Source organism: Kitasatospora sp. NPDC034035, assembly GCF_055575755.1.
Genome location: NZ_JBVISA010000032.1, coordinates 19,476 through 45,608 on the forward strand (window position 1 = coordinate 19,476; position 26,133 = coordinate 45,608).

The following is a 26,133-nucleotide window of genomic DNA, read 5'->3' on the forward strand; positions in this document are numbered from 1 at the left end:
GCTGACCGCGTCCCGCAGTCCGCGGCCTCGCGCACGACGCCGACCGCTGACCGTCCCTGCCCCGCACCCGCGGCCCGCGCCCGAATCGGTCGGGGCGGGTCGCGGGTGCGCCGTGCACGGGTGTCGGGTGTAGCTCTTCGGGTGCTGGGGCGGGATGGTCAGGGGGTCGCCGCAGCCCCACCGACGGGTGGTGCGGCTGGACCACTTCTTGTCCGCCCCGTCCTTGCCGTTCTGGTTGAGCATGCCACCGAGGGCGCTGAGGTTGCTGGCGGAACAGGTTGGCGGTGGCGATGGCCTGCGCGGTCTGGAGGCCGGCCGGGTCGGGCATCGCCATCAGGGGTGTGAACCGCGCCTCGGAGGCGCCCAGGGGGGCCACCTTGGTGTCCAGGTTCTGCGCGCGCGAGGCGGTGGAGACGGGGGCGATGTCGGCCGGGGTGATCTGGATGGGCGAGTCCTTCCAGCTCCAGAACCGGGTGAGGTCGATCTTCTCCGCCGAGTTGGCCCGGCCGAGGACGGCCTCGGCGAAGACGCCCTTGGTGGCGATGGCGACCGTGCTGGTCACCGGCGTCCCGTAGGCGGTGCCGGTCGCCTTGCGGGCGTTGGTCCACGCCTCGCGTTCCTGCTCGCTGGTGAAGTTCCACCGGAACCCGAGGTAGTTGCCGGTCTCAGCAAGCCGCCGGGCGGAAGGTGCGGCGGTAGGCCTGGGGGCTGACGCCGATCGCCGTCTGGAGGTGCCGGCGCAGGGAGGCGCCGGTGCCGAGGCCGGAGCGGCGGGCGACCAGGTCGACGGGCCAGTCGGTGGTTTCCAGGTGGTGGCGGGCGAGGTCGACGCGCTGGCGGGTGAGCCACTGGCCGGGGGTGGTGCCGGTCTCCTCGCGGAAGTGGCGGGAGAAGGTGCGGACGCTGGTGTGGGCGTGCGCGGCGAGGTCGGCGACCGTCAGGGGTTCGGCGAGGCGTTCCATCGCCCAGGCCCGGGTGGCGGCGGTGCCGGAGTTGCCGGCGGCGTTCGGTTCGGGGACGGGGCGTCGGATGTACTGGGCCTGCCCGCCCTCGCGCCACGGCGGGACGATGCAGGAGCGCGCCACGTCGTTGGCGATGCGGCTGCCGTGGTCGCGGCGGACCAGGTGCAGGCACAGGTCGATGCCGGCGGCGACCCCGGCGGAGGTGAGGATGTCGCCGTCGTCGACGAACAGGACGTCGGGGTCGACGCGGGTCGTGGTGAACATCCGCTGCAGACGGTCGGCCTCGCCCCAGTGCGTGGTGGCGGGCCGGTGGTCGAGGAGCCCGGCGGCCGCCAGCACGTAGGCGCCGGTGCAGATGCCGACGATGCGGGTGCCGGGGCGGATGCCGGCCAGTGCCTCGCGCAGCGCGTCCGGCAGACGGCCCTCCTCGCGGATCGGGCCGAGCCCGTGCGAGGGCGGGAGGACCACGGTGTCGACCGCGCCGAGGAGCGCGGCGTCGTGGGAGACGGCGAGGGCGTAGTCGGCGGCGGTGCGGACCGGGCCGCCGTCGAGGCTGCACGTGGTGACGGTGTAGAGCGGGCGGCCCGCCTCGTCGCGGGCGGCGCCGAAGATCCGCGCGGGGATGCCGAGCTCGAAGGGGACGACGCCGTCCAGGGCCAGTACGCCGACATGGTGCATGGCCGGATCCTTTCACTCCGTGGCCGTCGCGCCACCACCAGGGACCCTCCCGTACCGGCAGTCTGACGACGTGCCCGAACAACCGGCGCACACGGAACCCGACGGGACTCGGCGGAGCCCGACGGAGCCCGACGGAACCCCGCTGGATCCGACGGAACCCCCGCGGAATCCGTTGGAACCGACGGAACCGACGAATCCAGGAGAAGAGAACCTTCATGCCCATCACCATGCGTGCCGTCTCCCAGGACACCGCCGGGGCGCCCGACGTCCTCAAGGTCGTCGAGACGCGGCGCCCGGAGCCCGTACGGGGCGAGGTCCTGGTCCGGGTGTACGCGGCCGGGGTCAATCCGGCCGACTGGAAGACCCGCGCCCGCGGCGAGTTCGCCACCGGCGCCACACCGCCGTTCGTCCTCGGGTTCGACGTCTCCGGCGTGGTCGAGGCCGTCGGCGCCGGCGTGACGGTCTTCCGGCCCGGCGACGAGGTGTACGGGATGCCGCGCTTCCCGTACCCGGCCGGCGCCTACGCCGAGTACGTCACCGCACCCGCCCGCCACTTCGCGCCCCGCCCCCGGAGCCTGACCCACCTCGAGTCGGGCGCCCTTCCGCTGGCCGGGCTGACCGCCTGGCAGGCCCTGGTGGACACCGCCGACGTGCGGCCCGGACAGCGCGTGCTGGTCCACGCCGCGGCCGGCGGGGTCGGCCACCTGGCCGTCCAGATCGCCAAGGCCCGCGGCGCCCACGTGACCGGCACCGCGAGCGCCGCCAAGCACGGGCTGCTGCGCGAGCTCGGCGCGGACGAGGTCGTCGACTACCGCACCGAGGACTTCGTCGAGGCAGTCCGCGACATGGACGTCGTGCTGGACACCATCGGCGGCGCCAACCTGCCGCGCTCCCTGCGCACCCTACGCCCGGGCGGCACCCTCGTCTCGATCATCCCGCCGGACGAGACCTTCCCCCACGCCGAGGCCGAGGCGGCCGACGTCCGGGCGGCGTTCATGCTCGTCGAGCCCGACCAACAGGGCCTGCGCGAGCTCACCCGCCTGGTCGAGGACGGCCGCCTGCGGGTGATCGCCGACGCGGTGTTCCCGCTGGAGGAGGCCGCCGAGGCCCACCGCCTGGGCGAGCAGGGGCGCACCACGGGGAAGATCGTCCTGTCGGTCGCGGGGTGAGGCGGTCTGGTTGATCCTGCGATCCTGTGACAGGCCGAGGTGGTTCGGCGGACTCGGCGCCGTCCGGCTCGGTTGCGCGGAGGAAGTCGGCGGCCTTGCCCGGCACGGCGGAGGAGCCGAGGAGCGGAGGAGCCGAGGAGCCGAGGAGCCGAGGAGCTACGGGAGCAACTCGCCCTCGGCGAACCGCTGCTCCACTGAGCGGACGAGGTCGATGCCGATGTGCTCCAGGAAGACCGCCGCCGTTGTGAGCCGCGCCCCGGCGGGGGAGGCCGCGCCGAGCAGGCCGGCGCCGTTGCGGGTGAACTGGGCCAGCGTGGCGTTGCGTCGGGCGCTGGCGAGCATCGAGCGGTACCAGACGTCGTCGTCGATCACGTAGCGTTCGCGGCGGCTGTGCTCGTCGCGTTCGCGGCGGATCAGTTCCTGGCTCTCCAGGTAGGCAACGGCCTTGGAGACCGAGGCCGCGCTCACGCCGAGCCGCTGCACCAGTTCGGCGGCGCTCAGGCGGCCGGTGTCGGTGACGTAGAGACAGCTGAGCACGCGGGCCGCCATGGGCGGCAGGCCGAGGTGCACCAGCAGGTCGGCGAACTGTCCGGTGAACTCGGTGATGGCGGCGGCGTCGCGTCCGTCCACGGCGGAGTCGTGAACGTCGGCGGCCGTCGCGGCGTCACCGGGGAGCCGGGCAGGGCTCGACTGGCGGCGACGGGAGCGCTGGACGGTGGCGCGGTGGGCGCTGGCCGCGCGGTAGCCGGAGGGACCGCCGTTGCGGGCGATCTCCCGGGCCACCGTGGAGGTGGGGCGGGCGAGTTGGCGGGCGATCTCGGCGTAGTCGAGCCCGGCGACGAGCCCGGCGGCGATCGTGCGGCGGTCTTCCTGAGTCAGCCTGGCGCCGGGCACGGGCGGCTCCTCTCTTTGCGGGTGCCGGGGGCGATGGCCGAGGTCCAGGACGGCGGCTCGACCTGGTTCGGTCAGGCCGGCGCAGCCGACCTGACCACCGGTCGCAAGCTCGGCCCACAGGACCGGTTCCGGATCGGCAGCACCACCAAGACCTTCGTCGCCTCCCTGGTCCTCCAACTGGAGGCCGAGCACCGGCTCGGCGTGGACGACACCGTCGAGCAGTGGTTGCCCGGGGTGGTGGACGGCAACGGCTACGACGGAGCGAAGATCACCATCCGTCAGCTGCTCAACCACACCAGCGGGATCGCCAACTTCGCCATGTCGGATCAGGTCAGCAAGGACTTCTCCGGAACGGCCTTCCTGCAGCACCGGTTCGACAGCTTCACGCCGCTCCAGCTGGTCCAGCTCGCCCTCACCGACAAGCCGCTCTTCGCACCCGGCACCGGCTGGACGTACTCCGACACCAACTACGTGCTGGCCGGCCTGATCGTGGAACGGGCCACCGGGCACAGCCTGGCCCAGGAACTGGCCGAGCGGATCACCAAGCCGCTGCACCTGAAGAGCACCTACGAGCCGACCGGGGACGACACCGGCATCCACGGCCCGCACAGCCGCTTCTACTCCCGGCTGGCAGACTCCGACAAGCCCGACACCCCGACCTACGGCATCTACGACGTCACCGACCTCAACCCCTCCTGGGGCTACGGATCGGGCGACCTGATCTCCACCCTCGGCGACCTCAACACCTTCTTCCGCGCCCTGATGCAGGGCCGGGTACTGCCGCCCGCCCAGATGAACGAGATGTTCACCATGGAGGACCCGAACAACGGGTGGGTCCCGGACTCCCACTACGGCCTGGGCATCGGCCAGGTCACCCTCTCCTGCGGTGACGTCTGGGGCATGGGCGGCGCGATCAACGGCTCCTGGTCCTACACCTTCGGCACCCGCGACGGCCGCCACATGCTCTCCACCGAAGTGAACGGCGACTGGGCCTACGGCGACCTGAAGTGGCCGATCGGCGTGTTCACCGCCGAGCTGGAGGCCGAGTTCTGCAAGGGCGGGACGCCCTCCTGAGACGCCCTCCTAAACGGACCTGGGCCGCGACCTGGGCCGCGACCTGCCCGGTCGCCGCCGTTGTCCGGGAGCCTTCCGGATCTCGTCACCGTCCTGTCACACCTGACCGCTCGGGGAACCGGCGCCGGGGCGGCGGTGTGTACCGGGCAGGTGCCTGCGCTGGGTCGGCACCACTCCATCCCTCGGGGGACGCCATGCAGGACATGCAGCACGGACAGGACATGCGGGACAGACAGAAGGCCCGCAGAGCCGCGGTCGCGGTGGTCTCAGCCGCCACCGCCACCCTGCTGATCACGGCGTGCGGGCCCGGGAGCGACGAGCCTTCGACCGCCGGGGCACCGTCGGTGGCGGCCACCGCCTCGTCCGTACCGAGCCCCACGTCCCCGGCCCCCACCAAGGGCAGCACACCGTCGGCGGCGCCGGCCACGGGACCGGCCACGGGAGGCGCGTCGTCCAGTGGAGCGGCGTCTGCCGGTGCAGCGGCGCCGGCTTGCGCAGTCGGCGATCTGAAGGCGGACGCCCACCAGGCGAAGCAGCGCCCCGAGGGCACGGGCGTGGGAGCGGCGATCGTCGCGTTCACCAACACCTCCGCGCACCCGTGCACGCTGCAGGGCTTTCCGACGGTCGCCGGGGCGGCCAACGGCTCCCCGGACCGCAACGCCCCACTCACCGTGACGCACACCGGCCCGACCGCCCCGGTCCGAGTGGCCCCGGGCGGAAAGGCCTGGGTGAAGCTCACCTTCGTCCAGGTCCAGGGCGAGGCCGACGGCTACTGCGTCTCCGGTGCGACGCCGGTCGCCTACCCCACCCTCGTCCTGGGCCTGCCGGGTGCCGGAGCACACCAAGTAGCCCTGGACGACGGCCTCTTCGCCGAGTGCGACAACAAGGTGACCACCACCGCGCTGCTGGCCACCAGCCCGTCCTGACGAACGCTCCTGCCACAGCCGACGGGCGGGCGCGCTTCGGCGCGGCCGCGCCGGTGGCAAGCCACCGTCGGCGCGGGCGGTCTCGCAACCGGTGGAGCGGACCGGTCCCCGGTCAGAGGTGGCAGACCAGGATGCCGCCCAGGCAGGTGATCGTGCCGTGCGGTGTTGCTCGTCACCGGGGCAGCTCCGGAGTGTTCGTGGGCGCGGGCCGAGAGCAGTCCCACCCGGACGATCCCCGGGTGGGACGGGCCCGGTGCGAGACCGAGCAACTCGGCGCGTCGGCCATCCGGCGGCCTCAGCCATCAGGCGCGTCGGCCATCCGGCGGCCTCGGCCATCAGGCGCGTCGGCCATCCGGCAGCCTCGGCCATCGGATGCCGAGCGCGGTGTCAGCCGGCCGCACCGCCGGCAGGGCGGTCGCCTTCGACATCCGAGGCATAGCGGGCGGCGGCCTCCGCCAGCTTGCGGGTCGTCCGCTCCGATGCGCCGCCGAGGTGGGCGGCGAGATGGTCGGTGATGGTGCGGCCGGCTCCGTCGAGGTCACCGCCGAGCAGTTCGCTGGTGACCACGAGGGAGTTGTCCACCGGCAGGTAGTGCTGGCGCATCCGCTGCTGGACCTCGTCCATTCCCTCGCGCGCCAACACCTCCCGCAGTTCCTCGGTCAGCGGGGCCAGCCACCGGGCGCGCAGCGCGTACTCGCCGAGGTCGGCGAAGGTGGCGTGGAGCCCGGCGAGCAGTTGCGCCGGGTACTCCTCGACGGGCTCGGCGAACCGCGGGTAGTCCTTGGCGAATTCGTCCCAGTCCACCTCGAGCCCGCTGATCTGCTGCGGGAGGACCGGCCGGCGTGACCAGTTCTCGTCGGACTGGGTGAAGACCTGGCGCAACAGGTCGTACGGCACCTCGGCGGTGCGCGAGAGCAGGATCGCGTCGTACAGGTCCTTGCCCTGCGGGTGGTTGTCCGAGACCAGCCACAGGACCTTCCACGCCAGCGAGAGCTGCGGCGTGGCTCCGAGCAGCGGGCCGGCGACGCCCGGCAGCCGGTAGGGCTGCGGCGGGACGGGCAGGTGCTCGGTGAAGACGAAGTCCAGCTGGACGGTCCCGCCCGGGACGCCCGGTGCCGTCCACGGCAGGACGAGCCTGCGCCCGGGAACCCTGCTGTACGTCCAGATCTCGTCGCTGACCGCCTGGTCGGCGTGCAGCCGGACCGTACCCGAGAGCCGTTCGGCACCGGCGGCGAGCTCATCGAGCATGCGGTCCGTGCGCTCGTCCTCCAGTTCCCACTCCACCGGGCTGACCACGAAGTCCAGGTCGCCGGGCTCCCGCGCCTCCTCGCCGTACCAGGCCCTCAGCAGGACGCTGCCGCGCAGCACCAGGTGCTCGGCCCACGGTGACCCGGCGACGGCGGACAACGCGGTGTTCAGCGCCTCGCGCCGCGCCGCGAGCCAGCGTTCGGCGAGCTGCGGGTCGGCGAAAGCGGGCTCGCTGGGCCGAAGGGCCCGGCTGTACCCGGCGAGCGCGGGATCGAAGACCGGCTGCTGGTTCACCGCCTCGTCGTCGATCGGCCGGATACTCCTGGGCAGGTCCCGGTCCTCGCGGACGTCCTCCGCCGGCGGCTGCCTGGGCAACACGACGCCCTGCCACGGGCCGTACTTCAGTTCCTCCCACGCCACCGGCGACTGCGGCTGGGGCTGCGGTTGGGACTGGGACTGGTCCTCGGTCATCTCGGGTCTCCCTCTCCGTACGGCCCGGCACTGTGCCCGTGCTCGGTTATCCACCCCGCGTCCAGGGTCTCGTCACTGTCCACGACGACGAACTCGCGTTCCACCGACACCACCTCGCGACCGTCGGCGGCAAGCTCCCCCAGCAGCGCCTCCAGCCGACGGCCCGCGGTGCCCAGGCCGACCAGGCGGCACCGCTGGGTCACGAACCACTCGCACCGGCCGTCCTCGCGCACCCGGCGCGGATTGCGCGACAGGTGCGCACCGTGCGACGCGACGAGCTCGGCGAGGCGGGCCGGGTCGGCGGCTGCGGAAACCGGCCTCGGAAGCAGCAGTTTGACGTGGTGCTCGAAGTACCGGTGGGCTCCGTGCGGCACGGCGTCCTCGTCCGAGGCCGGAACGCCCTCCGCCCACGGCGTGGCCTCGATCTTCGCCCGCAGGACGGTGAACCCGGCCCGGACCAACCGGTCCGTGGTCCGGAAGACGACCGAGGCGACCTCGTCCAGCGAGCCGCCGGCGCACAAGGTCAGCATCGGCTGCGAGGGCACCGCGCCACGCGCCAGCAGAATGTGGGTGAACTTCAGGCCATGACCGTCGGCCCACGCGGCCAGCGCCTCAGCGGCACCGGGCCGCACGGTCAAGTGCACCTCGAAGTCACCCCGGACGTCGGGAGGAGCGGGCAGGACGGGCCGGTCGTCACGGCGCTGGTCAGGGCGGATGGCGAGCATGGGAGCATCCTGCCAAGCCCCTCTGACATCGGATCGCACACCCTGGTCTGCAGAGGCCGCTCCGGGTCATCGCCTCCCTGCGTCGCCCTGGCGGCGAGGTGTCACGGGGTGCTCTGGACCGGGAATCCTGTGGGGCGGCCCTGGGCCTTCAGCCAGCCGAGCACCTGGTCGAGGGCCTCGACGGTCTGCTGGCGGTCGCCGCCGCCGTCGTGGAACAGGATGGTCGGGCCGTTGCCGATCTCCTTCCTGACCGTGTCGACGATGGCGGCCGTACCGGGCTTCTCGAAGTCCTTCGAGTCGACGTTCCAACCGAGCGGACGCATGCCGTTCGCCGCAGCGATGCGCCGGCTGTCGGGGGTGAACGAGCCGCCGGGAGCCCGGTAGTACAGCACTTGGGCGCTGCCGCCCGCGGCCTGCTCGATCATCTTCTTCGCGTCCAGGATCTCCTTCTCCTGGTACGCGACGAGCTTCTTGTCCATGGAGGTGTCATGATCCACGGTGTGGTCGCAGAGCCGGTGACCGCCCGCGACGACCTGCTTGACCAGCTCGGGGTGGGCCTTGGCCTGCGGTCCGATCATGCAGAAGGTCGCCCTCACCCCGTACCGCTTGAGCACGTCGAGGACCTTCGGGGTCCAAGCGGGGTCGGGACCGTCATCGATGGTGATGTTGACGGCGTTGCCACCGGCCTCGGACGCGTGGGCTATGCCCTCCGGTACGGCCCCGGATCCCTGCTGTGCACCGCCGCCGCTGCTCGGGGCGCCGCCGTCCTGGCCGTCATGGCCGTGCGTGACGCTCCGGTTGGGGGCGGGGACCGACCCGGTGACCGTCGGAACAACCCAGGCGCTCGCCGCCACAACGACAACCGCGACGGCGACGGCCGCCCGCGACCGGTTGCCCAGCTTCCCCGTGCGCGCCTTGAAATCCATCAACGACCACTCCCCCGAACGCACCTGCCCGCTTCTGAGGTTTATGACGTCAGCCGGATCGGAGCGGGTTCCCCGGCCCGGCGCCCGTAGCAGGACAGTGACAACTTGATGTTTCGATCTCAGCGTCTTTGCACCACACACCAGGGCTTCTCCGGTCCCTGCGGAGAATCGCCTCAACGGCGTAGGTCCGGTCACGGCACCGGACAAGTACAGGCTGGTGGTGCGATCAGCTCCCGCGGCTACCCCTCAGGAGTGACACGGAGCCGCCGAAGCCCGGCCAGGAGCTCGAAGTGGCGGGCAGGCCAGGCCGATCTCATCGAACCCGATGAATGACATTCCGCACGTCTCCTCGTCCGCCGGCACAAGCTGGGCAATCATCGGGACCCGGTTCCCGCCGGCGGAGGCCAACCGCAGCATCGCCCGCCGATAGCGAACCGAGCCGGTACTGCCCCGCCGCACGATCCTCTGTAACCGGTGGCCCTCCCGGTCAGTCACCACTCCGCAGGTCACCCAGGCCCTCCTCGAAAGCCGGGAGGACGTACTGCTCTGTGCCACGCCCCGGCATCTCGAGCTTCTTGAGCTGTCCGCCGACGATGTGGGAAACCAGCGGCACGGGCAAGCCCTCCGGCCAGAGTCCGGTCCTCCTGCCCTCCGAGAGCACCCGGCGGAACGCGCCGGTGGATCCCCGAAGACTTCGGCCGTTCGCTTTCAACTCGCCGGCGGCGCACTCGCCTTCGCCTTCGACGACCTGGAGCAGGATCTGCTGCGCACGGGGCGGCAGGCGGTCGTAGTACGACCGGGCCCGCTCCGGGGTCCAACGGTCGTCGGGCACCGCAGTCACGACGGCGGCCGGCATGGCAGCGAGGGCGAGCAGCTTCTCGAGCGCCTCGGGGGTCGGATTCTCCACCGTGATCGTGATCTTCATGGCGGACACCCTTGCACCTCAGAGGCCTGAACACAAATAACCACAGCAAACATGCCAGAGACAAGGAGGACACCTCGAGTGCTCCTTGTGTACCGATCTATGTGCTGCGCCCCATGAACTGGATTCAGAGGACGCCGTACAGGGCCTGGTACCGATCGGCTGTCCCAGACGGATCATCAGCCCGCCCCGGCGGAAGGGAAGCCCCCATGGACGACGCGGCCGCCGACGCCTGCCCTGGGTTCCGCAGCCGCGTCGTGTGCGGGCCGGTCGGTTACCCCCGTATGACATTCTCCCGTGGATGGGTCCACGAGACCCGTCTCGTGTTTGCCGACACAGTTGCTGAAGATCGGCTCGGCGCTGCCGACGTCGAGATTGGCTCCGGCGGTCTGTGCCATGGACGCGGTCATGTTTTGGGCCCAGTCCTGGGCATCCTGGCGGGCCTTGACGGGGAGAGGATCGTCGGGACCGGGCGAGGACATGCATCCTCCGACGTACACGCCCACCTCCGTGCATGCCGTCCCTGCCGTCCCAACTCCTCCCCCGCCGTGGGCGGACTGCGGAGGATGCCGGGCAACATGCGACGCCCGGTCGGGTCGTGATCCGGTCCGGGGCGAACGGGGGTCGGCGGCAGCTGATCGAGGGTGCGGAGCTCGCCGGGCCGGGAGCTGGTGGACGTTGCTTCCGGCCGGGAGCCCGGTGGACGTGCCTCCGGCCGGGTCCGTCCCCTGCGCGGACCCGGCCGGTAGCCCATGGGGCGGGTGCGGGACGGGCGCGTCGACCGAGATTGGGCCCGGTGTGCACCTGTCCTGTGCCGTGGGGCTCGAGCCTAGGGAGGGGCGTCTTACCGATGGCTTACCGATTGCCTGCGGGCGGTGAGGCTTCGGTAACGACCGCGGGAGGAATTGAGTTCGGGTGTGCTGGCATTGACCTGGTGGTTGATCAGTGGAGAACCTGCGCACGCTGTTTCCAGGTCGGCGCCCCTGGGCGCGGTAACCGGGATGGACGTGTTGACAGCGTGGCTAGGTTTGGATCATGAGCGAACGCGGGGCGGACGGCAGCGCAGGGGATGCGGACTACGGCAGGATAGGCGGCGGCTACGCCACCTACCGGCAGCCGGACGCAAGGATCGAGCAGGTGATCACCGCCGCCTTGGGTGGGGCGCGCACGGTGGTCAACGTCGGGGCCGGGGCAGGGTCATACGAGTCCCCAACGCTGGAGGTGACGGCAGTCGAGCCGTCGGCGACGATGCGCGCCCAGCGGCCCGCGCACCTGTCGCCCGCCGTCGATGGCGTCGCCGAGCACCTGCCGTTCGGCGACGATTCGTTCGACGCTGCGATGACCACCTTCAGCGTGCACCAGTGGAGCGACTACAAGGCCGGGATGCGCGAGATGCGCCGAGTGGCGCGGGGCCCTGCGATCGTGCTGACCTGCGACCCCGATCTCGTGCGGGACTTCTGGCTGTACGAGTACGCGCCGGAGGTGTTGGACACCGAGGCGCGCCGCTATCCGGCGATCGCGGATTTGACCGAGGCCCTTGGTGGACATACGACGGTGACCCTGGTGCCGATACCCGTCGACTGCACCGACGGCTTCAACGAGGCGTACTACGCGCGCCCCGAGATGCTGCTCGACCCCGGTGCCCGGCAGGCGTGCTCGGCGTGGAGCTTCGTCGACGAGCGGGCGCGCGAACGGTTCGCCGCGGATTTGCGGGGTGACCTGGACAGCGGAGCTTGGGACGCCCGGTTCGGCACTCTGCGGCAGCAACCTTTTTACGAAGGTTCGTTGGTTGTGATCCGGTCCGTTCCGGCCTGATTCCTGCTCACAGCGCTCTCGGTCCTGGCCGAGTTCTTCGACGTGGACCGCTCCACCGTCTCTGGCGCGATCCGCCGGCTCCGTCCCCTACTCGCAGCCCGGGGCTTCGCCACGAACCGCGCGGCGCGTTTCTCAGGTCGGTTCGTTGAGGGTCCGTGACTTCCTGAACAACCTCGGCCCGAATCCCGCCGCGGCCAGGTGGGTGAGCGCGCGCATCTGGCGAACGCGGCGAACTCGGGGTCGGCGATCGTTCTTCTCACCCTGCCCTACCGTCTACCCGGCGTGAGTCCGTTCTCGTAGGCGATGATCGCCAGGTGGACGCGGTCCCGGGCCTCGAGCTTGGCGAACAGACGCGCGACATGGGTCTTCGCCGTCGCCGCGCTGATCACCAACCGCTCGGCTATCTCACCGTTCGACAGTCCCTGTCCGACCAGTGCCAGCACCTCGCGCTCCCGGTCGGTGATCCCCGCGATGAGACGTGAGTCCGCGGCGGGCTCGGTGGCCGGTGCGGGGGCCGCGGGGGTGGCGGAGGTTCCGGCGAAGTCGGCGATCAGCCGTCGGGTGACGCTCGGCGCGATCAACGCGTCGCCGGCCGCCACCACGCGGATCGCGTCCAGGATCGCGTCCAGGGCCATGCTCTTGAGCAGGAATCCGCTGGCGCCGGCGCGCAGCGCGCCGTAGACGTACTCGTCGTCGTCGAAGGTCGTCAGCACCAGCACCTTGGGCGGGTCCGGCTCGGCGGTCGCCTGCCTGGTCGCCTCGATCCCGTCCATGCCCGGCATCCGGATGTCCATCACCACGACGTCCGGCCGCAGCTCACGGACCAGGCGCACCGCCTCGCGGCCGTCGCCGGCCTCGCCGACCACCTCCAGGTCGGCGGTGCCGCCGATCAGGATCCCGAGCCCGACCAGCATCAGCGGCTGGTCATCGACCAGCAGTACTCGCACGCTCATGCCGGGAGCCTAGCCGTTACCCGGAATCCGCCCTCCGGACGCCGGCCGGCGCTGAACTGGCCGGACAGCAACGTCACTCGCTCGCGCATGCCGAGCAGGCCGAAGCCGCTCCCGCCGGCCGCCGTCGAGGGCCTGGGACGGCCGGGCCCGCCGGGACCGTCGTCTCCGTCGTCCACCACCTCGATCGTCACTCCTTCCGGCTCGTATCCGACCGCGACCCGGCACGTCCGCGCACCGGAATGCCGCAGCACGTTCGTCACCGACTCCTGGATGATCCGGAACGCCGACAGTTCGATCTCCGGCGGCAGCGGACGCCGCTCGCCCCGCCAGGCCACGTGGACCCGCACCCCGGCGTCGGCCGTGCGTTCGGCGAGCCGCGGGACGTCGGCCAGGCTGCCGGCCGGCGCCAGCGGAGCGGCCCCCGGCATGGCGTCGTCCGGCTCGGCGCGGCGCAGCGCCCCGAGCATGCGCTGCAGCTCGAGCAGCGTCTGGCGGCTGGTGGACTCGATGCCGGTCAGCGCCTGCCGCGTCTGCTCGGGCTTGGTGTCCACGACCCGCGCCGCCGCTCCCGACAGCACCGTGATGATCCCGATGCTGTGCGCGACGCTGTCGTGCAGTTCGCGGGCGATCCGCAGCCGCTCGGCCATGACGGCGCGGGCCGCCCTCTGCTCGTGCAAGGCTCCGAGGTATTCACGGCGTTTGCGATACACCCCCCCGATAACCCACGCGACCGCGAGCCACAACGCGTAATGCCCGGCCCACCCGGCCGCGTCGCCGACGGAGCCCTCGGGGTTGACGTGGGTGAAGTTGACGAACGCGGTCGCGACGGCCGCGACGGAGCCGACTGCGGCAGCCTTCGGCCGCCGGACGGCGAGGTACCCGCCCAAGGCGACGAGCAGGACGAACACGGTCAAAGGCCGCGCGCCGAAGATGTCGCTGAGGGCTGCTTCGCCCAGGATCGCCGCGAAGACTGCCGCCGGCAGACGGTGCACCAGCAGAACCGGAAGGGCGAGCACGACGCACAGACCGATCGTCTGGAAGGGCCCGAGGCCGGGAAACCAGAACAGGCCGTCGAAGTGCCTAGCCTCAGGGACCGGCATCGTAAAGCGGAGCATCAGCGCGTAAAAGCAGGCGGTGGCCAACACCACGGCCTGTGACCTCAGCCAGGTCACGCGCTTCGATGTCGGGAGACGCTGGAGAAGCTCTTCCATACGGAGATCGTATTCAGCGGCTTCGGCTCCGCGCGTCGCCCCGGGGATGTACGCGGGGTACACCCCCGAGCCGACGGCCTGGGGAACGGTGACATCCACCAGCCGACGCGACGGATCACGCTCTGTTCGTAGGTTCGTGACCATGACGAACGCACCGATGATCGATCTTCGCGACACGACGAAGAAGTGCGACGGCGGCCCGCCCGCGCTGGCCGGTGTGACCTTGTCCACGACGATGCGGATGATCCTGGGCCCGGGCGCGCCCGATTCCGGCGCCCCTTTCGCCGATGGACGCCCCCAAACCAGGCTCTGCGACCCGGTCAAGCAGGTCTGGGCGCCAGCGGATGCCACCGCAACGAACCCGTCGCTCGAGCGCCCCGCACCTCACGTCCTGGCCGTAAGTAGCCTGGCATCACTGTGCTCTGGACCAGCGAGGTGCTGACCGCTTCCGGCGTGTCCGGCATCGTGCGCCGCCATATTGGCGGGTTCTCCCCGGGCATGAAGCAGGGCCCGGAATGTCGGACCACCAACACGATCGAAGCGCTCAGAAGCGCTGACCACGTGCGCTGGTCGGCGGTGCCGGACAGACCCGGTACCCGAAGCCCGCGACGTCTCGGCAGGGCCTTCGCCACCGCGGGCCTGATGATGATCCCGTGGGTTCTCTATCTGTCGATGTCTTTGCCGAAGAAGGCGATGGATAGTCACTGGGCCCTGGACTGGGTGGGTCTGGACAGTTGCGAGGCACTGGCCTTATTCACCACCGGTCGATTCCTGAAGCGGGCGGATAACCGCTCCACGCTGACCGCCACAGCGGCCGCTGCGCTTTTCCTGACAGACGCCTGGTTCGACGTTACCGCGGCGACATCCGGGGGCGCGCTGGCTATCGCGGTCGTGATGGCAGTATGCGCGGAAATTCCAATCGCCATCGTGTGCACCGTCTTGGCCTTGCGACTGATCCGCCACCCATTCCCACAGTCCGAAACCACTGAACAGGAATCACTATGAACGCCAATATCAGTCGGATGCCGAACCGTACCTACCCGACACGCCACACCAAGATCGCGGCGGCGGCCGGTGTCGCTGCTTTGACGGCGGGAGCCTTGTGGTTCACCGATCAGGCACCCTACCCATACGCACAACGTCGACTACTCGACATTCAGCTTCCATTCCTGACCAAGACAGATTTGGACTCGATGCTCCAGCCGCGAGCAGGAGAACGCATCCTGGAACTGGGCCCTGGCACCGGCCTGCAAGCGTTGCACGTCGCACCACAGTTGGGCCCGAACGGACGCCTGGACATCGTGGACATCCAACAGGAAATGCTGGACCACGTAATGACACAGGCAGGGCGGGGTGAAATCTCCACGATCCACCCACACCGCGCGGACGCTCGTGAACTGCCCTTCGAGGACCACAGCTTTGACGCGGTCTACGTGGTTACAGCTCTTGGCGAGATCCCTGAACCGGAGCGAGTGCTGAGCGCGGCGACACGCGTACTGAGGCCCAGCGGGCGATTGGTGGTGGGCGAGTTCTTCGACCGGCACTGGATTTCGTTCGGCCGCCTACACCGGATGGCCGACCAAAACGGCCTGCACTTCACTGCGCGTCGTGGGCCCAGCTTGGCGTATATGGCCCGATTCCGCCCGTGCGGACGCACGGCCACCAGAGGCTAGAACACCTGGTCGCTGCGTTCCTTGTTCTTGAGGCACGATTTCCGTTCCTGGTCAGGCTGTTCGTGGGAGTCTGGCCAGGGCGATGGCGTGGTTGACGTGCTGGTCGAGGAGTTTCAGGGCCCGTCGGAATTTCTCCCGAGGTCGTAAGGGCGTCCCCGCCGGTCGAGCCCGGGTGGCGGCCGTCAGTTCTCGCGGGTCGGGGAGTCGGGGCCGGTGACAGGCGTGTCGCTCACGTCGCAGGCCTCGGCGAGCACGCGTGCGGCCGAGTCGGGCAGGCCGGCCGCGTCGTAGGCACGGCCGAGGGCGCGGAGCGCTCCGGCGAGGAAGGAGCGCCAGCCCCGGGCGCGCCACACCAGGACGGACTCCTCCAGGTGGGCGATGGCCGAGGCGTGCTCTCCGGCCGCCAGGTCCAGTTCGCCGAGGATGCCGAGGGCCTGGGCGAGGTGGTGTCCGAGGTCGAAGCGCCTGGCGATGGCCAGTCCGGCCTCGGCCGTCTCGCGGGCGCGGGCATCGCCGGTGGCCGCGTACAGGGTGGCCAGGTAGAGCAGGGAGAACACCTCGACGTAGCGGTCGTCGAGGGAGCGGGCCATGGCGAGCGAGCGGGTGAGCAGTTCGCCGGCTCGTTCCGGCTGCCCGGCGCGGCCGTGGGCGGCTCCCAGGAACTGGATCGCGGTCGCCTCGAAGCGGGTGTTGCCGATCAGGCGGGCGAGCCGGAGTGTCTCGGTCAGGTGGTCGATCGTGCGGTCGAGGTCGGTCTCCCCGTAGGCGATCGCGATGATCTGGTGGGCCCGGGCCTGGACGCCCGGGTGGTCGTGGGTGGTGGCGAGGTCCAGGGCACGGCGGGCCGCGTCCAGGGCTTCCTGTTCGCGGCCTTGGGCCACCAGGCTCCAGGCGGCCAGGACCAGGGCGTCGGCCGTCCCGCCGGGTTCCCGTACCTGCTCGAAGAGACGCTGCAGGTGCCGCGCGCGGTCCTCCAGGGCGACCATCGTCTGGGCGCCGTCCGGCAGGTCGGCCGTGGTGTGGGTGCCGTCGGCCGGGGTGGTCCAGGTGGTCACCTCGATGAGGCCGCGGGTGAGCACGGCCGTGCCCAGGGTGTCGCCGGCCGCCCGGCAGGCCTGGAGGGCGGCCAGGTGCGTGGTGCGCCAATCGTCGTACAGGCCGCGCACGTCGCAGTACTTCTCCTGGCAGGCGGCGAGGTCCCAGGCCAGCGGCACCATGCGCAGCGCGGCGGCCTGCCGGGCGCTCGCGTTCAGGGCCGGCTGTTCGGCGTCGAACCAGGCCGTCGGGTCGTCCAGCAGTGCTGCCGCGAGGGCGGACGGCAGCGGGTGACGGGGCGCGTCGCCGTGGATCGGGGCGAAGCACGGCCCGGGCACCTGGTCGGCGGCCTGCTCGGCGAGCCAGAGCCAGGCGCCGAAGGCCCGTCGGAGCGCGGCGGTGCGTGCGGCGGGTTCGTCCGCGGCCTCGGCGTGTTCGCGCGCGTACAGCCGGACGAGGTCGTGGAAGCGGTAGCGCGGGTGCGGTTCCGTGCCGGTCTCCTGCAGGAGTTGGGCGTCGATCAGCTCTTCCAGCTGCCGCTCGGCCTGCTGCAGCGGGATGTCGGCCATCGCGGCCGCGGCCCACGGTGCGAAGTCGGGGGCGTCGAGCAGGCCGAGCAGCCGGAACGTGCGGCGGGTCGGCTCCGACAGCCGCGCGTAGCCGACGGCGAAACCGGCCCGGACGGCAAGGTTTCCGGCCTCCAGTTCGTCGAGGCGTCGCCGTTCGTCGCGCAGCAGGTGGGCGAGCCGGGCCAGGGTCCAGCGGGGCCGGGCGGCCAGGCGGGCCCCGGCGATGCGGACCGCGAGCGGCATGCCGCCGCACAGCTCGACGATCTGGGCGGCGGCCACCGGTTCGGCGGCGACGCGGTGGTCTCCGAGGATGCGGCGCAGCAGGGTCTGCGCGTGGGGGGCGTCGAGTTCGTGGAGGTCGATGAGCTGGGTGCCGGGCAGCGCCGTGAGCGGGGTGCGGCTGGTGACGAGGACGGCGGGGCGGGCAGCGGGATGCCTGAGTGAACGGTGGGCAGGGTGGCCGGCCGGGAGGTCGGCAGCGTTGTCGGCAGCGTTGTCGGCAGGGTGGTCGGCAGGGTGGTCGGCAGGGTGGTCGGCAGGGTGGTCGGCAGGGTGCGCCGGTGTGCCCGGGAGCAGCGGGCCGATCTGCTGCTCGTCGGCGGCGTTGTCGAGGAGGACGAGCGTGCGCCGGTCGGCGAGCAGGGTGCGGTAGAGCGCGGAGCGCTCGTCGAGGGAGGCCGGGATCTCGCGGGGGTCGGCGCCGAGGGCGCGCAGGAAGGCGGCCAGGACGCGGGCGGGGTCGGCGGGCGACTCGTCCACCCCGCGCAGGTCCGCGTACAGCCGGCCGTCCGGGTAGTCGGCGGCGGCGCGGTGGGCGGCGCGGACGGCCAGCGCCGTCTTGCCGATGCCGCCCATGCCGGCGATCACCGGCACCCGGCCGGCCGCCAGGGCGTCCAGGACGAGCCGCACCTGATCGTCGCGGCCGGTGAAGTCGGTTACGTCTCGCGGTAGTTGGGAGGGCACCACGCGGGACCGCTCGGGGTCGGTACGGGCGCCGTCGCGGTCGTGGGCCAGCAGCGCCAGGAAGACGTTCTGAACCTGCTCGCCCGGCTCGATCCCGAGTTCCTCGGACAGGCGTCGGCGCAGCGACTGGAAGCGGCGCAGCGCCTCGGCCGCCCGTCCGTCCGCCGCCAGGAGCTCCAGCAGGGCCGCGTGCACGGGCTCGTCGTACGGATACTCCTCGGCGAGCGCCGTCACGGGGGGAACGGCGGCCCGGGCCGCTCCGGCGGCTCCGGAGGCTCCCGCTGCTCCGGACGTTCCGGCGGCCAGGGCCGCCCGGGCCAGGGCCAGGACCGTGGCGCGCACCGCGCCCTCCACGGACGTCACCAGCGGGTCGTCCCTGTTCACGCGCTCCAGCCCGGCCAGCACCGGGCCGCGCCGCAGATCGATCGCCGCGGCCGGGTCCCCGTCGGCGGCAAGCCCGCGAAACTGTCCGAGGTCGACCGCGTCCGGCCCGGTCACCAGCCGGTACCCCTGCGCGTCGGACTCCAGCGCCACCGCCTCGTCCCCGAACCGCCCGAGCCAGGTGCGCAGCCGCGACATCCCGGTGTGCACCGAGCCCCGGCCGATCCGGTCCGCCTGCTCCGCCCACACGAGTTCCAGCAGCCGCCCGACCGGCAGCCACTCCCCCTCCGCGAGCAGCAGGGCCCCCAGCAACCCGCGCAGGACGGTGGCCCTCGGCAGCGGCTGGGGCTCGGAGTCCACGGCGACCGTCAGAGGGCCCAGCACGCCGAACGTCATCGTCATCCGCTTCAGCCCCCAGAAGTCACGTCCGCGCCGGTCCCGGCTGTGCCGCCCGGTCGGGTGGGGACCGCGGCCGCGGCACGACCATGACACTAGTACGGGCACTGAGCGACGACGGCCACCGGCCCTGCACGGTGTCGTCCCGTCGGCGCTGTGGGCTCTCAGGATCGTCTCCCGGAGCGACTCCCCGGATGCCGCCGGCACGTTCGGATCGCGTCGCGGCGGACCGCGTCGAGGTGGATGTGTTGATGGGGATGTGTCGAGGTGGATGTGTCGATCACTTTGGCTCGACCGAAGTGGCGGCCGGCGCGGTTGTCGCGGCCTCAGCTGCTCTGCACCTGGTAGCCCAGCACACGGGCCTGCGTGGCGACGGTGTCGAAGTTCGCGGTGGCCGACAGCGCGGCAACCGTACGGCGGTCGAGCGGGGCGCCCTTCAGCACGGCCGCCACCGCTTCCCCGTCGACGGAGCGCTGGTGGTCGTCCTCGGCGAAGCCGGCGAACGCTCGCGCGCCGTCGGCTTCGGTGAGGAGTTCGAACAGCCAGTCGGCGCCGTCCGTCTCGCCGTCGGCGAATTCGACCGGTCCGCACTGCCACGAGCGCGACGGTGAACACGGCGGCGCAGCACGGGCATTCGGCCTTGCCGAAGAGATGGGAGATCCCGTCGGCGAGTCGCTCCTGCTCGTCGCGGACAGCGGTCTCGTACATCCACCGCCCCGTGCCGGCGAGTTCCTCGCTGGGCGCCGGCCGAGGGAACGCGGCGAAGCTCGCGAGGAAGACGAGGTCGCTCGCGAGGAGACAGCCGGAAGCCCAACTCCTGCCACGCCTCGGCGTTGTCCTCGTGTTCCACCTCTTCCTGAAGCCGAGGGACTCGGTGGACATCGCGGTAAATGACGGTCTGTGCCTCGGCGTTGTGGGTGTCGATGAACGAGGCGTGCCGTGGCCGTTGGCAGCGGCCACGGAAGAGACTCGATTTTCTGCGGAAAATCCGCGTCGCACTCCCACCCACGGCGCCGCGCGCTCCCGCAGCGAGAAGGGCATCCGTTGGGGCGGACGTCCCCTCGCCAATGCGGCTTGACCGGCCCGGCGACCTTGCCGGCCTGGTCCTAGTCCCGTGCTTCGCAGGTCGTTGATTCGGATGGATCGTGGCTCGTGGTGGTGTCCCCGGCGTGGGCATTGAGTGGGTGTGTCGATGACTTCCCGGTCCCCGCGGTTCGTGATGGTCGCGGACTCCAAGCTGGTGTCCTACCCGAACGTGTCCGCCTTGCTGAAGGCCGAGGTGCCGTTCATCGCGCCGGTCCCGGCCGCCCAGGTCAAGGACGAGGTCTACGCCGCCCTCGACCTCCAGCAGGCGCAGGTCGTGGACTGGGTGCCACAGCGGGATGCGGGCAAGCAGCCCGCCGAGCGAGACGTCTACCGGGTACTCGAAGACGTCCACACCCTCAACAACCCTCGCAAGAGCGACCCCGTGCTGAGGCTGCGCCGGATCCTGGTGGCGGATGGTTGGTACGCACTGATCACCCCCTTGACCGCCGAGCAGGCCGACCCCGGGCAGGTCCTGATCCGGTACAAGGGCCAAGGCTCGGTGGAGCGCCGCTATGCGGACTTCAAGGGCCCGCTCGCGGTCGCCCCGGTGTTCGTCCAGCACAACCGCCGCGTCGCCGCTCTGATCCAGGTGATCTGCCTGGCCCTGCTCGTCTTCTGCCTGATCGAACGCCAGGCCGGACGCTCGCTCGGCCCGGAACGGACCATGGTCGGCCTGTATCCCGACAACCGCCGCGTCCGACCCACCGGCCGCATGATCCTCTACCACCTCGGCGAACTCACCCTGCGCGTCGGCAGCATCGCCGACCGGCCGACAGTGCAGATCGCCCGCGGCGACCAACTTCACCTCCTCGAACTCCTCGGCGTCGACGTCACCCAAACCCGCTGGCCACAGACCTGAAACCGTGACCCCTGCAGTGCAGGCCCGGCCCTCGGGGCCGGCCCCGTACGATCAGATGCCGTGATCACGACCAGGGCAGACGGCCTCACCCTCGATACCGACCCCGCGCGCATCGATCTCGACCGCGTGCACCACTGGCTTTCCACTGACGCCTTCTGGGCCCTGGGCCGCAGCCGAGAGACCGTGGCGCGATCGATCGAGCACTCACTCGTCTTCGGTGTCTACACCCCGGACACCGCCGAGCAAGTCGCATTCGCCCGAATCGTCACGGACTACGCCACCTTCGGCTGGCTCTGCGACGTCTACGTCGCCCGCGAGTCACGCGGCCGGGGCATCGGCACCTGGCTGGCGGAGTCGGTCGTCGCGGCGCTGGCTCCCTACCGGCTGAAGCGGTTGATGCTCTCCACCGCGGACGCGCACGAGGTCTACGCACGTGTCGGCTTCTCGGCCGTGTCCGAACCGGAGAAGCTGATGTTGATCACCGCGCCGGCCCCTTCGGCAGTTCCGACCGGCCCGGCAACCGGAGGCGTCAAGCCACTGGCCACAGACCTGAAACGGTGACCCGCGAAGTACGGGCCTAGCAGTAGCCGTCCACCCTGGCGCCGGCTGGAGCGAGGTTGGGCCAGGGATGCCCTGCGTCGACCTCGCGGCCGGCCCGCCTCGTGTTCTGCAAACCCGGAACTCCGGGGGTCAGCAGTCACGTGTCTTGTTCGGCGCTTGGCTACTGCTGCAGCGTCGGATCTCGGCAGGGCGGCCGATGCCTGTTCCCTTTGCTGTTCCCCTTACTGTTCCGGGCCGGTTGTCAGGGTCGGCGGCCAGGGTCTTGTCCGCGGCACCGGCCCGGGGGACCCCGTCGACGGCGACGCAGATACCGAAGACGCGGTCGTGATGGGTCCAGCCGTTGATCCGGCCCCGGTTGTTGCTGATCTGCACTCGTTTCCTGGCCGGATCGATGGACGACACCAGATGCAGGTACACGGTTCCGGCGACACGGGCGAGGACGATGTCCCCGGGCTCGAGCCTTGACGGGTCGACCGGGGCGACGACCACCGACTGCCGACTGCGTATCAGTGGGACCATCGACGAACCGCTGGGCCGGAACTCAACGGTGGCCCCTCCGGCGACCCCGGCCGACACCGCATCCAATGCTCCCATCCGGCTATCGTGGCAGATCCCGCTGAGCCGCCCCACCGATTTCCTGCCCCGCGTCCGTGACCGGGGTTGGAGTAGCCCATCAGGAAGACCGGCCCTCAGCTCGTCGCTGTGGCAGCGGATCGCAGCAGGCTACGGTCGCCAGATGACTACACCGTCACGTACCACCAGCGGCTCGGCCTGGCGTGATTCATGGAATCGGATCCGTCCCAGGTCGACGCTGCCGTCGCAGCGACGGTGACAATCGCCGGCCTTGGTGGCGAGCCAGCCGAGTAGTTCACCACGTGTCCACCACGCCATGCTCGGCATCGGCCGCCTGCACAATCTCGTCGTCACCGGTTGGGACCAGGCGGGATGTACCTGGTCAGCCCAGCTTTATCATCCCGCCCAAGGGAGTTCGGCGTGGCGACACCTTGCGATGGCTGATCCGCCAGCCGTCAGCGGTGCGCACGACGGTGTCGTCGTAGGAGACGGAACCGCAGGAGCCGTCCGCTTTGATGCCAAGCCCTTTGGAACGGACCTGCACCCGGCCATCCGCCGACGCCGTGACGACGACGTTGGTGACGTGATGTGCGACAGGGTTGGCCGCTCCCAGTGCCCATGCCGCTTCTCGGATAGCTGCCACCCCGGACAGTGGCTCCTGGCCGAAGTCGGTGAGGTCGTAGACCACATCGGTGGTGAACAACTCCTCCAACCGGTCAAGGCTTCCGTCGTCAACGAGGTGGCCGTGCAACGAGACCAGTTCGGTGATGGCCAAGCGATCTTCAAGAGCGAGCGACACACGCGTCCTCTCCGGCCGGCGCGGAAAGCGCCAGACCGAGCATCGATCCGATGTCAGCACGGCACCACCACCGCGCAACGCATCCAGGCGCGTCCGGCAAGAGCAGGGCCATGCACGTCGTGATCGTCTCGTACCGACGGTCAGCCTGCCACCAATTTGTCGACCTGTGCCCTGTCACCGTCAGCCGAAGCACGGCCTACGGGACAGCCTTAGCTGGGTCTGCGCTACTGCATGATCGTGCGCGGTAGGTGGGACGGCGTGCTGACGCAGTTGTAGAACTGCAGGGTGTAGCCGCGTCCGATGGTCACCATCGTTGGTTCCCGCAGGGTCCGGTACGGATGCCCAGCCGGCTTCTCCGCGTCCTCGCCCGTCTCGATCGGACGCCAGCTGCCAGTGGCTCCGTCCCACTCGGTGCCGTCGATGGTGAGCAGCGCCTCCACCGGCCCGCCGCACTCGCCGCACTGCAGTTCGTCGGAGTCCGCCGGATCGCGGAAGGTGAAGTTCGCCGGCCACCCACCTGCCTTCCATCCGGGAGCGACGGACAGGTCGCTTCGGTAACTCACCGACTGCTGCGCGCACCAGTGGTCCAAGCGCTCCGCGAGTTTCTCGTCAAGGTTCTGATGGGGAGGGAACTCACGCACCGGCTCCGGGTGGAGTCGGCATGGCTCCGGCACGTGGTCACTGCACTCGACATAGGCGGGCTCAGGAGGACTGGTCAGGACTTCCCGGACCCCCGAAGCCAGCCGCCACCTCAGCTGCACGGCTTCGGAGCACCCTTCAATCTCCGCGGACGGCTCCCACAACACCTGCAGCAGGTCAGTCCCCTCCGGGAACGGCAATCCGGGCACGTCCCGGGCGTAGAGCTGCACGAGCGGAATCAGCGGCAGCGGCCCCGGAGGCAGCATCTCCGGGGCATGCTTGGCATGGATCCGGTCCACCGCTTCCTTCTCCTGCGCAGCCAGGAGGTTCTCCCGGGGCCCCCGAGGTCGGGACCATGCCTGGGTGAGCAGGGCCCGCAGCGCGCGAACATCCGCAAGCGTCGTCATCGGCCGGTAGGGCGGGTACTCCGACCCGTACTCCGGCCAGGGCTCGTCCGCCGGCCACAGCAGCGGCCCGCCCACCGAACTGTCATGGACGGTTGGTGCACCCGGGCTTGGGTGCAGACGGGTGGCCGTCTTTGCCAGGCTGGCCAGCTCCGGAAACGCCATCTCGACATCCAGCGGCCACGGCGGTGTCGTACGCGTCATGTCTTCCCCTTTTCCGACGCCGGTGCCGTATCCAAGCACAGGGCACTGACAGCCTCCTCAGGAGCCTTCGCTACGACGGAGTGGCCCCCTGAAGAGGGCGGAGATGGCGGACGGATGCAGGCGGCTGCTGTTCCAGCATGAGCGCCTGAAGCTCGGCGATCCGTTCACGGAGTCCGGGAGGGCTGACAGCACGAATCCGCCGGTCTCTGGTGACCGTATGGGGCCAGGGACCAACGGGTTCGCGGGATTCCCGCCGGCGATCTGACGCCTGCTCAGCTGCCGCAGGCGCATGCTGCCGCGGCAGTGGCCGACTCGGCGGCGGCCACCGCGGCGGCGGCCGGCTCGGCATCCTGCCCGCTGCTGGTGCAGCAGGCGTGGCCGCCGGCGGTGGCGCTCTTGCCGAGGGTGCCGGCGTCGGCTTTAACGACGTAGACCTCCCAGGGCTCCTTGCCGGGGCCGTGCACCCAGGTCTTGTCCTGGAGGGCGTAGCAGCAGGACGTGTCGTTCTCCTCGAAGGTGGCCAGGCCGGCGTCCTGCAGTCGGGCGGTGGCGGCGGTGACCTGCTCGGTGTTCTCGACCTCGATGCCGAGGTGGTCCAGGCGGGTGTCCTCGCCGGCCTCACCCTCGATGAGGACGAGCTTGAGCGGGGGCTCGGTGATGGCGAAGTTGGCGTAGCCGGGGCGGCGCTTGGCCGGCTCGGTGCCGAACAGTTTGGAGTAGAAGGCGATGGAGCCTTCGAGGTCGGCGACGCGCAGGGCGAGCTGAACGCGGGACATGGGCGGTTCTCCCCGATCCGGGTCCTTGATTCGACGGTTATCGATATGGATGACGTTGCCACTGGATTAGATGACTGTCAACATAGACACATGTCGAATCTGGAACTGCCGGTGCTCGGCCAGGACGACGCGGCCGCGTGCTGCTCGCCGATGGTCCGCGAGCCGCTGGGCGAGGAAGCCGCTGTTGATCTGGCCAGGATGTTCAAGGCCCTCTCCGACCCGGTGCGGCTGCGGCTGCTGTCACTGATCGCCTCGCACGAGGGCGGCGAGGCCTGCGTCTGCGACCTGACCGGCCCGTTCGACGTGTCCCAGCCGACGATCTCCCACCACCTGAAGGTGCTGCGTGAAGCCGGGCTGGTCGGTTCCGAGCGCCGGGGGACCTGGGTCTACTACTGGGTACTGCCCGCAGCCCTGGCCCGTCTCTCCTCGCTCCTCGAGGCTCCGGCAGGCGCGAGATGACCGAGCTCGCCCCGCTGGGCCGCCGGACGGCCGTCGAGTTCGTCGGGACCGGCGCGCTGGTCGCGATCGTGGTCGGCTCCGGCATCCAGGCCACCAAACTGTCCCAGGACGTCGGCGTGCAGCTGCTGGCCAACTCCCTCGCGACCGTGTTCGGCCTCGGCGTACTGATCGCCCTGCTCGGCCCGGTCTCCGGCGCCCACTTCAACCCTGTGGTCACCCTGGCCGCCTGGTGGACCGGCCGCCGCAGCGGGGAAGGGCCCGGCCTGCGCGAGGTCGCGGCCTACGCCCTGGCCCAGGTCTCCGGCGCGATCGGCGGGGCGGTGCTCGCGGACGCGATGTTCGCCGAGCCGCTCGTGCACTGGTCGACCCATGCCCGGTGGGCACCGCACCTGTGGCTGGGCGAGGTCGTGGCGACCGCCGGTCTGGTCCTGCTGATCTTCGGCCTGGCCCGGGCCGGTCGCGCGCACTTCGCCCCGGTCGCGGTCGCCGCGTTCATCGGCTCGGCGTACTGGTTCACGTCCTCGACCAGCTTCGCCAACCCGGCGGTGACGATCGGCCGGGCCTTCACCGACACCTTCGCCGGGATCGCCCCCGCCTCGGTGCTGCCGTTCATCGCCGCCCAGCTGGTCGGCCTGGTGGCCGGCATCACACTGGTCGCGCTGCTGTTCGGCCGCCCGACCCCGGCCGCCGAGGACGTCGTCGTCCCGCATGGCGACCATCACCCGGCCGCCTCCGGCCGCTGAGCACCGCCCGCCCCGACGTTCCCGTCGTTCCGACATCCC

At 70.8% G+C, this 26,133-nt stretch carries 25 protein-coding genes and 1 pseudogene; 11 read left to right on the plus strand and 15 right to left on the minus strand.

The genetic code is table 11. From position 1 onward, the window contains the following. Positions 1 to 380: 380 nt before the first annotated feature. Positions 381 to 575 carry a hypothetical protein gene (locus tag ACZ52J_RS33430; protein WP_465624100.1) on the plus strand — a complete coding sequence of 65 codons (195 nt, stop codon included), beginning with the start codon at positions 381 to 383 and terminating at the stop codon, positions 573 to 575. A gap of 90 nt (positions 576 to 665) precedes the next feature. Here the strand turns inward: ACZ52J_RS33430 and ACZ52J_RS33435 are convergent, their stop codons facing one another. Continuing rightward, the gene (locus tag ACZ52J_RS33435; protein WP_465624102.1) at positions 666 to 1,640 is read right to left on the minus strand and encodes a GlxA family transcriptional regulator; all 975 of its coding nucleotides are present in this window, start codon (positions 1,638 to 1,640) and stop codon (positions 666 to 668) included. A 215-nt stretch (positions 1,641 to 1,855) separates the two neighbouring features. Between ACZ52J_RS33435 and ACZ52J_RS33440 the strand changes: the two genes are divergently transcribed. Further along, a complete protein-coding gene (locus ACZ52J_RS33440; protein WP_465624104.1) occupies positions 1,856 to 2,809 on the plus strand; it encodes an NADP-dependent oxidoreductase in 954 nt (317 codons plus the stop codon). 156 nt (positions 2,810 to 2,965) lie between these two features. On the opposite strand, the gene ACZ52J_RS33445 is transcribed toward ACZ52J_RS33440, so the two are convergent. After that, positions 2,966 to 3,703 carry a GbsR/MarR family transcriptional regulator gene (locus ACZ52J_RS33445; RefSeq protein WP_465624106.1) on the minus strand — a complete coding sequence of 246 codons (738 nt, stop codon included), beginning with the start codon at positions 3,701 to 3,703 and terminating at the stop codon, positions 2,966 to 2,968. 21 nt (positions 3,704 to 3,724) lie between these two features. Between ACZ52J_RS33445 and ACZ52J_RS33450 the strand changes: the two genes are divergently transcribed. Together ACZ52J_RS33450 and ACZ52J_RS33455 are read left to right on the plus strand one after the other, a co-directional pair. Continuing rightward, on the plus strand, positions 3,725 to 4,777 hold the full coding sequence (locus ACZ52J_RS33450) for a serine hydrolase domain-containing protein (RefSeq protein ID WP_465624107.1): 1,053 nt from the start codon (positions 3,725 to 3,727) through the stop codon (positions 4,775 to 4,777). Between the two features lie 221 nt (positions 4,778 to 4,998). Next, a complete protein-coding gene (locus tag ACZ52J_RS33455) occupies positions 4,999 to 5,703 on the plus strand; it encodes a DUF4232 domain-containing protein (protein ID WP_465624109.1) in 705 nt (234 codons plus the stop codon). Between the two features lie 387 nt (positions 5,704 to 6,090). On the opposite strand, the gene ACZ52J_RS33460 is transcribed toward ACZ52J_RS33455, so the two are convergent. The 5 genes and pseudogenes from ACZ52J_RS33460 to ACZ52J_RS33480 form a co-directional block, all read right to left on the minus strand. Beyond that, a complete protein-coding gene (locus ACZ52J_RS33460) occupies positions 6,091 to 7,422 on the minus strand; it encodes a nucleotidyl transferase AbiEii/AbiGii toxin family protein (RefSeq protein ID WP_465624111.1) in 1,332 nt (443 codons plus the stop codon). Beyond that, a complete protein-coding gene (locus ACZ52J_RS33465; protein ID WP_465624112.1) occupies positions 7,419 to 8,147 on the minus strand; it encodes a hypothetical protein in 729 nt (242 codons plus the stop codon). The genes ACZ52J_RS33460 and ACZ52J_RS33465 overlap by 4 nt, the downstream gene beginning before the upstream one ends. A 101-nt stretch (positions 8,148 to 8,248) precedes the next feature. After that, positions 8,249 to 9,073 (minus strand): polysaccharide deacetylase family protein, encoded by an 825-nt coding sequence (locus tag ACZ52J_RS33470; protein WP_465624114.1) that lies wholly within the window; start codon positions 9,071 to 9,073, stop codon positions 8,249 to 8,251. Positions 9,074 to 9,346: 273 nt separating this feature from the next. After that, positions 9,347 to 9,571: pseudogene (locus ACZ52J_RS33475) on the minus strand (IS630 family transposase); the annotation flags it as partial. Further along, positions 9,561 to 9,998: a hypothetical protein gene (locus ACZ52J_RS33480; protein ID WP_360503803.1), complete on the minus strand. Its 438-nt coding sequence runs from the start codon at positions 9,996 to 9,998 to the stop codon at positions 9,561 to 9,563. The gene ACZ52J_RS33480 and the pseudogene ACZ52J_RS33475, both read right to left, overlap by 11 nt. A gap of 1,032 nt (positions 9,999 to 11,030) precedes the next feature. Between ACZ52J_RS33480 and ACZ52J_RS33485 the strand changes: the two genes are divergently transcribed. Beyond that, on the plus strand, positions 11,031 to 11,810 hold the full coding sequence (locus ACZ52J_RS33485; protein ID WP_465624115.1) for a class I SAM-dependent methyltransferase: 780 nt from the start codon (positions 11,031 to 11,033) through the stop codon (positions 11,808 to 11,810). 266 nt (positions 11,811 to 12,076) lie between these two features. Here ACZ52J_RS33485 and ACZ52J_RS33490 read toward each other — a convergent pair whose 3' ends face one another. Both ACZ52J_RS33490 and ACZ52J_RS33495 read right to left on the minus strand, forming a co-directional pair. Beyond that, on the minus strand, positions 12,077 to 12,763 hold the full coding sequence (locus ACZ52J_RS33490) for a response regulator (RefSeq protein ID WP_465624117.1): 687 nt from the start codon (positions 12,761 to 12,763) through the stop codon (positions 12,077 to 12,079). Continuing rightward, positions 12,760 to 14,205, minus strand: a complete 1,446-nt coding sequence (locus ACZ52J_RS33495; protein ID WP_465624119.1) for a sensor histidine kinase — start codon at positions 14,203 to 14,205, stop codon at positions 12,760 to 12,762. The genes ACZ52J_RS33490 and ACZ52J_RS33495 overlap by 4 nt, the downstream gene beginning before the upstream one ends. Positions 14,206 to 14,391: 186 nt before the next feature. Between ACZ52J_RS33495 and ACZ52J_RS33500 the strand changes: the two genes are divergently transcribed. Together ACZ52J_RS33500 and ACZ52J_RS33505 are read left to right on the plus strand one after the other, a co-directional pair. Further along, a complete protein-coding gene (locus ACZ52J_RS33500) occupies positions 14,392 to 14,979 on the plus strand; it encodes a hypothetical protein (RefSeq protein WP_465624121.1) in 588 nt (195 codons plus the stop codon). Next, positions 14,976 to 15,647, plus strand: a complete 672-nt coding sequence (locus ACZ52J_RS33505; RefSeq protein ID WP_465624123.1) for a class I SAM-dependent methyltransferase — start codon at positions 14,976 to 14,978, stop codon at positions 15,645 to 15,647. Before ACZ52J_RS33500 ends, ACZ52J_RS33505 begins: the two co-directional genes overlap by 4 nt. Positions 15,648 to 15,829: 182 nt before the next feature. Here ACZ52J_RS33505 and ACZ52J_RS33510 read toward each other — a convergent pair whose 3' ends face one another. Together ACZ52J_RS33510 and ACZ52J_RS33515 are read right to left on the minus strand one after the other, a co-directional pair. Then, a complete protein-coding gene (locus tag ACZ52J_RS33510) occupies positions 15,830 to 18,997 on the minus strand; it encodes an ATP-binding protein (protein WP_465624125.1) in 3,168 nt (1,055 codons plus the stop codon). 320 nt (positions 18,998 to 19,317) lie between these two features. Beyond that, positions 19,318 to 19,443, minus strand: a complete 126-nt coding sequence (locus ACZ52J_RS33515) for a hypothetical protein (protein ID WP_465624126.1) — start codon at positions 19,441 to 19,443, stop codon at positions 19,318 to 19,320. A gap of 740 nt (positions 19,444 to 20,183) precedes the next feature. On the opposite strand from ACZ52J_RS33515, the gene ACZ52J_RS33520 reads away from it, so the two are divergent. Together ACZ52J_RS33520 and ACZ52J_RS33525 are read left to right on the plus strand one after the other, a co-directional pair. Beyond that, the gene (locus ACZ52J_RS33520) at positions 20,184 to 20,936 is read left to right on the plus strand and encodes a transposase (RefSeq protein ID WP_465624128.1); all 753 of its coding nucleotides are present in this window, start codon (positions 20,184 to 20,186) and stop codon (positions 20,934 to 20,936) included. A gap of 60 nt (positions 20,937 to 20,996) precedes the next feature. Next, positions 20,997 to 21,497 (plus strand): GNAT family N-acetyltransferase, encoded by a 501-nt coding sequence (locus ACZ52J_RS33525; RefSeq protein WP_465624130.1) that lies wholly within the window; start codon positions 20,997 to 20,999, stop codon positions 21,495 to 21,497. Positions 21,498 to 21,626: 129 nt separating this feature from the next. On the opposite strand, the gene ACZ52J_RS33530 is transcribed toward ACZ52J_RS33525, so the two are convergent. From ACZ52J_RS33530 to ACZ52J_RS33545, 4 genes are all read right to left on the minus strand, one after another. Then, positions 21,627 to 22,091 carry a S24/S26 family peptidase gene (locus ACZ52J_RS33530; protein ID WP_465624132.1) on the minus strand — a complete coding sequence of 155 codons (465 nt, stop codon included), beginning with the start codon at positions 22,089 to 22,091 and terminating at the stop codon, positions 21,627 to 21,629. A gap of 361 nt (positions 22,092 to 22,452) precedes the next feature. Next, positions 22,453 to 22,845 (minus strand): nuclear transport factor 2 family protein, encoded by a 393-nt coding sequence (locus ACZ52J_RS33535; protein ID WP_465624134.1) that lies wholly within the window; start codon positions 22,843 to 22,845, stop codon positions 22,453 to 22,455. Between the two features lie 248 nt (positions 22,846 to 23,093). Further along, positions 23,094 to 24,116, minus strand: a complete 1,023-nt coding sequence (locus ACZ52J_RS33540) for a hypothetical protein (RefSeq protein ID WP_465624136.1) — start codon at positions 24,114 to 24,116, stop codon at positions 23,094 to 23,096. A 272-nt stretch (positions 24,117 to 24,388) separates the two neighbouring features. Beyond that, entirely contained in the window at positions 24,389 to 24,892 is a 504-nt protein-coding gene (locus ACZ52J_RS33545; protein ID WP_465624138.1) for an ArsI/CadI family heavy metal resistance metalloenzyme, read from the minus strand. Between the two features lie 90 nt (positions 24,893 to 24,982). Between ACZ52J_RS33545 and ACZ52J_RS33550 the strand changes: the two genes are divergently transcribed. Together ACZ52J_RS33550 and ACZ52J_RS33555 are read left to right on the plus strand one after the other, a co-directional pair. Continuing rightward, positions 24,983 to 25,351, plus strand: a complete 369-nt coding sequence (locus ACZ52J_RS33550; protein WP_360503774.1) for an ArsR/SmtB family transcription factor — start codon at positions 24,983 to 24,985, stop codon at positions 25,349 to 25,351. Beyond that, positions 25,348 to 26,094: an aquaporin gene (locus ACZ52J_RS33555; protein WP_465624139.1), complete on the plus strand. Its 747-nt coding sequence runs from the start codon at positions 25,348 to 25,350 to the stop codon at positions 26,092 to 26,094. Before ACZ52J_RS33550 ends, ACZ52J_RS33555 begins: the two co-directional genes overlap by 4 nt. The last annotated feature ends 39 nt before the right edge of the window (positions 26,095 to 26,133 follow it).

Excerpts from the sequence above, each read along its gene's own strand:
- ACZ52J_RS33435 (WP_465624102.1), bottom strand. The coding sequence starts at position 1,640 with ATGCACCATGTCGGCGTACTGGCCCTGGACGGCGTCGTCCCCTTCGAG.
- ACZ52J_RS33440 (WP_465624104.1), top strand. The coding sequence starts at position 1,856 with ATGCCCATCACCATGCGTGCCGTCTCCCAGGACACCGCCGGGGCGCCC.
- ACZ52J_RS33455 (WP_465624109.1), top strand. The coding sequence starts at position 4,999 with ATGCGGGACAGACAGAAGGCCCGCAGAGCCGCGGTCGCGGTGGTCTCA.
- ACZ52J_RS33460 (WP_465624111.1), bottom strand. The coding sequence starts at position 7,422 with ATGACCGAGGACCAGTCCCAGTCCCAACCGCAGCCCCAGCCGCAGTCG.
- ACZ52J_RS33465 (WP_465624112.1), bottom strand. The coding sequence starts at position 8,147 with ATGCTCGCCATCCGCCCTGACCAGCGCCGTGACGACCGGCCCGTCCTG.
- ACZ52J_RS33470 (WP_465624114.1), bottom strand. The coding sequence starts at position 9,073 with ATGGATTTCAAGGCGCGCACGGGGAAGCTGGGCAACCGGTCGCGGGCG.
- ACZ52J_RS33480 (WP_360503803.1), bottom strand. The coding sequence starts at position 9,998 with ATGAAGATCACGATCACGGTGGAGAATCCGACCCCCGAGGCGCTCGAG.
- ACZ52J_RS33485 (WP_465624115.1), top strand. The coding sequence starts at position 11,031 with ATGAGCGAACGCGGGGCGGACGGCAGCGCAGGGGATGCGGACTACGGC.
- ACZ52J_RS33490 (WP_465624117.1), bottom strand. The coding sequence starts at position 12,763 with ATGAGCGTGCGAGTACTGCTGGTCGATGACCAGCCGCTGATGCTGGTC.
- ACZ52J_RS33505 (WP_465624123.1), top strand. The coding sequence starts at position 14,976 with ATGAACGCCAATATCAGTCGGATGCCGAACCGTACCTACCCGACACGC.
- ACZ52J_RS33510 (WP_465624125.1), bottom strand. The coding sequence starts at position 18,997 with ATGACGATGACGTTCGGCGTGCTGGGCCCTCTGACGGTCGCCGTGGAC.
- ACZ52J_RS33520 (WP_465624128.1), top strand. The coding sequence starts at position 20,184 with ATGACTTCCCGGTCCCCGCGGTTCGTGATGGTCGCGGACTCCAAGCTG.
- ACZ52J_RS33530 (WP_465624132.1), bottom strand. The coding sequence starts at position 22,091 with ATGGGAGCATTGGATGCGGTGTCGGCCGGGGTCGCCGGAGGGGCCACC.
- ACZ52J_RS33540 (WP_465624136.1), bottom strand. The coding sequence starts at position 24,116 with ATGACGCGTACGACACCGCCGTGGCCGCTGGATGTCGAGATGGCGTTT.
- ACZ52J_RS33545 (WP_465624138.1), bottom strand. The coding sequence starts at position 24,892 with ATGTCCCGCGTTCAGCTCGCCCTGCGCGTCGCCGACCTCGAAGGCTCC.
- ACZ52J_RS33550 (WP_360503774.1), top strand. The coding sequence starts at position 24,983 with ATGTCGAATCTGGAACTGCCGGTGCTCGGCCAGGACGACGCGGCCGCG.
- ACZ52J_RS33555 (WP_465624139.1), top strand. The coding sequence starts at position 25,348 with ATGACCGAGCTCGCCCCGCTGGGCCGCCGGACGGCCGTCGAGTTCGTC.